The organism is Enterobacter sp. CM29, from assembly GCF_013179605.1.
Classification (GTDB): Bacteria; Pseudomonadota; Gammaproteobacteria; order Enterobacterales; family Enterobacteriaceae; genus Enterobacter; species Enterobacter intestinihominis.
Genome location: NZ_JABMCU010000250.1, coordinates 1 through 5,268 on the forward strand (window position 1 = coordinate 1; position 5,268 = coordinate 5,268).

Genomic DNA, 5,268 nt, shown 5'->3' on the forward strand with positions numbered 1-5,268 from the left:
AACATCCGCTCGATTGATTTCAAACTCTATCGCCAGCAGGTTCAGGGAGCGCTGGAGCCGCTGTTCCAGCAAAACCAGGTGCTGAAAAAAATCCGCAACGGCGAGCCGGTAACACAAGGCGAACTGGATGAGTTGGCAAAACTGGTGCTGATACAAAACCCCAACGTTGATATCCGGGCGCTAAAAGAGTTCTACCCGCAGGCAACCGCAAGCCTGGATAAACTTTTGCGTACCATTATCGGGATGGACAGCGATGCAGTTGAAGTGCGCTTTGCCCAGTTCGCCGCTGACAACAGCCTGACCAGCCAGCAACTGCGCTTCCTGTCATTGCTGAAAAACCACATCCGCGATTACGGCACCATTGAAATGCGGCAACTCTTTGAACAGCCGTTTACGCATATCCACAACGAAGGCGTTACTGGCGTATTCCCGGATCTAGAGCAGATCGTCCGGTTGCAAAAGATAGTCGAAGAGCTGGGTGTTGTGACCGACGCAGCGACGGTATAATAAACACATGACAAGCCCCGGCAGCGGGGCTTTTGTATTTATAACAGGGTATAGACGTTAACAATGATCACCGGTGACTTAAAAAGTAAAATCGACGGGCTGTGGGAAGATTTCTGGGTGGGTGGTATCACAAACCCGCTGACCGTTATCGAACAGATCACCTACCTGATGTACTCCAGGATGCTGGATACCCAGGAACAACGGGACGAGAAGCGTAAGCAAATCGCAGGCGTTGATTTTAAACCACGCTTTGCGCCTGAGCAGCAGGAGTTCCGCTTCAGCCACTATAGCAACCTTGGCTCGGACGAGATGATGGAAGTTGTGCGCGACGGCGTATTCCAGCATTTCCGTCAGCTTGGGCAAGCTGAAGATACGAAAGTGACGCTGCTGGGCAACTTTATGAAAGATGCTCGCTTGGAGATTGTTAAACCGTCACTGCTGACCAAAGCCGTGGAGGTGATCAAAAACCTGCCGCTGGATCGTGGCGACACCAAAGGCGATCTCTACGAATACCTGTTAAGCAAGCTGACCACTGCCGGGATCAACGGTCAGTTCCGCACGCCACGCCACATTATCCGCACAATGGTTGAAATGATGGAGCCAAACCCGGCACGTGGTGAAACGATCTGCGATCCGGCCTGTGGTACGGGCGGTTTTCTGGCAACCAGTTATGAGTACCTGCTGGAGAAATACAGTTCACTGGAGTCCATTCATACCGAGATTGGTACCAACGAACGCGGCGAATTAGAAGAGCAAAAAATCTTTACCGGCGATCTTCTGACGCCGTGGCGTGACCATGTGGATAACAACATGTTCCACGGTTACGACTTTGATACCACCATGCTGCGTATTGCCGCCATGAACCTGATTATGCACGGAGTTGAAGAGCCGGATATTCATTATCAGGACACCATGAGCCAGAGTTTTAGTACCAACTTCCCGCAGGCCAGTAAAAACGCATTCAACCTGATTCTGGCGAACCCGCCGTTTACTGGTTCTCTGGATGAGGAAGATATCGACTCTACGCTGTCAGCGATGGTGAAAACCAAGAAAACCGAGCTGCTGTTCCTGGCGCGTATTCTGCAAATGTTAAAAGTGGGCGGGCGCAGTGCCACTATCGTGCCGCAGGGCGTATTGTTTGGTTCCAGCAAAGCGCACCAGTCGCTGCGTAAAACGCTGGTGGAAGATAACCAACTGGAAGCGGTGATCAACCTGCCTTCCGGCGTATTTAAACCTTACGCGGGTGTAGCGACGGCGATCCTGATCTTTACCAAAGGCGGCCAAACGGATGAGGTCTGGTTCTACGATCTACAAAACGACGGCTACAGCCTGGATGACAAGCGTAACCCAATAAAATACAACGATTTGCCGCATTTATTAGCAAGCTGGAAGCATTACCGTACTTTACGCGGGCTACCGGTTGATAATTTTATGGGCGAGAGATCAGCCTCGTTGCTTAAGCAGCAATATCCGGAAGGGATTGATGCTGGTGTTGATTTTAAAGATCGCACTCAGGCGGCGTTTGTAGTACCGAAAGAGGATATTGCGGCGCAGAAATACGATCTCTCTATTAATCGTTATAAAGAGGTGGTATATCAGGCGGAGGAATATGAAGATCCGAAAGTGATACTGAAACGGTTAAAAGATCTGGAAAATGAGATTCTGGCGGATCTGAATGAGCTGGAGGGAATGCTGTGATTTCTATTTCAGATTTGGTAGAAAAAGTAGAAAAGATCAATCCAAATAATAAATATGGTTCTTGGAAATATATAGATATTGCTTCTGTAGATAGGTTTCAGAAAAAAATAGTATTAGAGAGTGTCTCAGACATTACACCTGACTCTGCACCTAGTAGAGCAAGGCAACTGGTTTTTGCTGGTGATATCATCATTTCAACTGTTAGGCCGAATCTCAATACCGTTGCTATTATCCCTAAAGAATTGGATGGAGCAATTGCATCAACAGGGTTTTGCGTTTTACGTCCTAATAAGTTAAAAGTTGATACAAAATATCTTTTTCATTATGTAAAATCAGAAGCTTTTGTTAATAGTTTAGTTAAACTAGCTACAGGAGCTAATTATCCCGCAGTTTCAGATAAGATAATTAAAGAACAACAGTTAAAGGCAATATCATTATGCGAACAAAAAGAAATTGCGGCTACTCTTGATAAGGCTGAGAACATCCTCCATAAACGTGAGCAGGCGATCAAATTAGCTGATGATTTTTTGCGTGCTAATTTTCTTAAGCTGTTTGGCGATCCCATTAGCAATCCAAAAAATTGGGAATTGAGAAAATTAGGTGAGATCGCCGATTGTCAGCTTGGGAAAATGTTATCAAAAAAATCAAAAACTGGATTATCGCCAAAAAAATATTTAAGAAATGCCAACATCAGGTGGAGAAAAATAGATGTTAGCGATCTTCTTGAAATGGATTTCAATGAAAAAGAATTATCTAAATTTGAACTCAAGCAGGGGGATCTACTTGTTTGCGAGGGAGGTGAGATAGGCCGGTGTGCAATTTGGGATAATCAAATCCAAGACTGTTACTACCAGAAAGCTCTGCATAGAGTGCGTCCTGACTATAATGTCCTTACATCTGTATATTTGCAAGAGTATTTTTATTCAATGGCTAAAGGAAATGCATTTTCTGAATTCGTTTCAGAAGTAACTTTCAGCCACTTGACTGCCGAAAAGCTTAAGAATTTACTCATACCAATACCGGAAATATCAATTCAGAGAAAATTTGAAATGATATATAATAAATTAAATACATTAATTTACGACAAATATAGTGATGAAATCTCACTGACTTTGCTGTCTAATGCTATTAACAAAAAATTAATTAATCATTTATAAGAAAAAATATATTAATTTTTATTATAGGTGTCGTTAATTTATACGACACCTTATTCTTAAATCCTATTGCTATTTTTTATATAATCGTACACGCAGACTAATCGACAAAAATTACTGGACAAAGTTTGGGCGCTCATTGCTTCATCAATATGTTTTTTCAAAATTTTCAGAAGTTCTTCTATATCACGCTTGATTAAACCCGGTTCCATATATGGCATCATTCTTAAAAAGAAACCGAAATCATAAGCAAGATATAACTCATTTACACCAATTCTAACTTCAGGAACGGTTTCAGAACGTCGTTTATCCCATCCTTGGGATTGAAAACTTACTGGAGTAATTTTTAATCGTGATAGTACTCCACCTGAGAGTTCTGTTTCATTAATTATACTCCCATCGTGATTAATTAAATTAGCGTGATTTAAGAAGTGAAAAACAGGAATGCGCGCATTGCCTTTGCATATATTTGGCAGAACATCATTAACAACACATTCCCAATCATAATGTCCATTTTCAAAAACAACTTCCCGGATAAGATCTACACGTTCCAGTCCAACCAATCCTTTAGCTGCCATCGATTCCGATTTTTTTACCATCGAAATAGCACCATATCCCACAACAAACTCCGTTGTACTGACCCCTTCTTCAATTTTCTCTGAATCCCTCACATATAATTTTCCTTTCGGATCATCAGTTAAGACTAACTCATAAAGCTCATCTTTTATCATTCGAAATAAATGTGCTGGAATCCTTTTTTTAGTTTCACTCAGCACCTCAAATATTTCTTTATAAGATGGTGCCTGAACATATTTTACTGGTATTTTTTTATGAATAACAGAGTCACTAATGTCAGCCTCTCCAAGTTCAGGTTTCCATTCAACAAACAATAATTTATTCTGTAAAAAATCCAAACTGGCATCAGGAAAACAACTAACTATATCTTCCAGGATTTCAGCTATATGTTCATCTGTTAAAGAGTAGCCTAAGAAAATAACAGGCCTCTCTATAAACATAGTTAATAACTTAGATGATAGGTAAGGGTTTTTCTTTCTATATTTATCATAGTCACTTGATGTTAAAATCAATGAGTTAGGCTCAGTGCAGCAACCATGTATTTTATATATTTCGGCAATACCGTGGCTCCTGCCAGTAATCAATCCATCCTGACCTATAAAGGTTGTAAATTTCGGGAAAAGGCTTTCTAGAAAAACATCCCAGTTTGTGGTAATAACCCCATCAATATTTGCTTTCGCAAAAAGAGAAATTTCGTGTTTTAACTCATCATTATCTATAATATTTTTATGTGCATTCTCAATATATTTAGATATTGACAATTTCAAAGGAGACTGTTCGTTAATGAAAGTTTTCTCCTGTTCTTTTTCACTTAATGCTAATTGTCCTTCTTCAGTATCCCACCATTTCTCAGCGTATGCCGACACCAATAATTGTGCATATTCGGGTAAATCACCATTAGATTTTGTTTTTAATTTTATATGATTTTCCCCAATCGCCTCAGCAAAATGCTTCAAAAGGTCTTGCCAACATGGCACACCAAGGTAACGACGAGACACTCCGGAGCCAACAAATAACACTGGGGATGCTTCGAACTGCTTAAAATGCTCTTCGAGTTTTTTCTTAAAATTCATACTGATACTCTCTTTACAAGAAATCAAACCCCTTTATACCGATAACATTAAGGTATTGCTTCTTTCATCACCAGTACATTTATCAATTTTACGCAAGAAATCTAATCATTTATATTCAAGTAGTTCTTAGATTAAAACTTGAGGAACAGCATTTCACTCCTGATGGTAGCCGAATTGTTGTACTTTCATTACGATATAGGGCCCAATCAAGAGCCCATTCCCGTTTTCTCAGTAATCGTGACTTTAGATTTAGGCTTACA

General features: G+C 40.9%; 4 protein-coding genes. 3 read left to right on the forward strand and 1 reads right to left on the reverse strand.

All coding sequences use genetic code 11. From position 1 onward, the window contains the following. From HP459_RS21025 to HP459_RS21035, 3 genes are all read left to right on the forward strand, one after another. Positions 1-507 (forward strand): type I restriction-modification enzyme R subunit C-terminal domain-containing protein (locus tag HP459_RS21025; protein WP_301541003.1); only part of this gene is annotated, 507 nt, incomplete at its 5' end. A gap of 63 nt (positions 508-570) precedes the next feature. Next, on the forward strand, positions 571-2,205 hold the full coding sequence (locus tag HP459_RS21030; RefSeq protein WP_171936780.1) for a class I SAM-dependent DNA methyltransferase: 1,635 nt from the start codon (positions 571-573) through the stop codon (positions 2,203-2,205). Then, complete coding sequence (locus tag HP459_RS21035; protein ID WP_054625930.1) at positions 2,202-3,362, forward strand: restriction endonuclease subunit S; 1,161 nt, start codon at positions 2,202-2,204, stop codon at positions 3,360-3,362. The genes HP459_RS21030 and HP459_RS21035 overlap by 4 nt, the downstream gene beginning before the upstream one ends. A 56-nt stretch (positions 3,363-3,418) precedes the next feature. On the opposite strand, the gene HP459_RS21040 is transcribed toward HP459_RS21035, so the two are convergent. Next, positions 3,419-5,008, reverse strand: a complete 1,590-nt coding sequence (locus HP459_RS21040; protein WP_054625931.1) for an SIR2 family protein — start codon at positions 5,006-5,008, stop codon at positions 3,419-3,421. Positions 5,009-5,268 lie beyond the last annotated feature (260 nt).

Bases quoted from the DNA above. Each gene is read 5' to 3' on its own strand.
- HP459_RS21030 (WP_171936780.1), top strand. From the start codon at position 571: ATGATCACCGGTGACTTAAAAAGTAAAATCGACGGGCTGTGGGAAGAT.
- HP459_RS21040 (WP_054625931.1), bottom strand. From the start codon at position 5,008: ATGAATTTTAAGAAAAAACTCGAAGAGCATTTTAAGCAGTTCGAAGCA.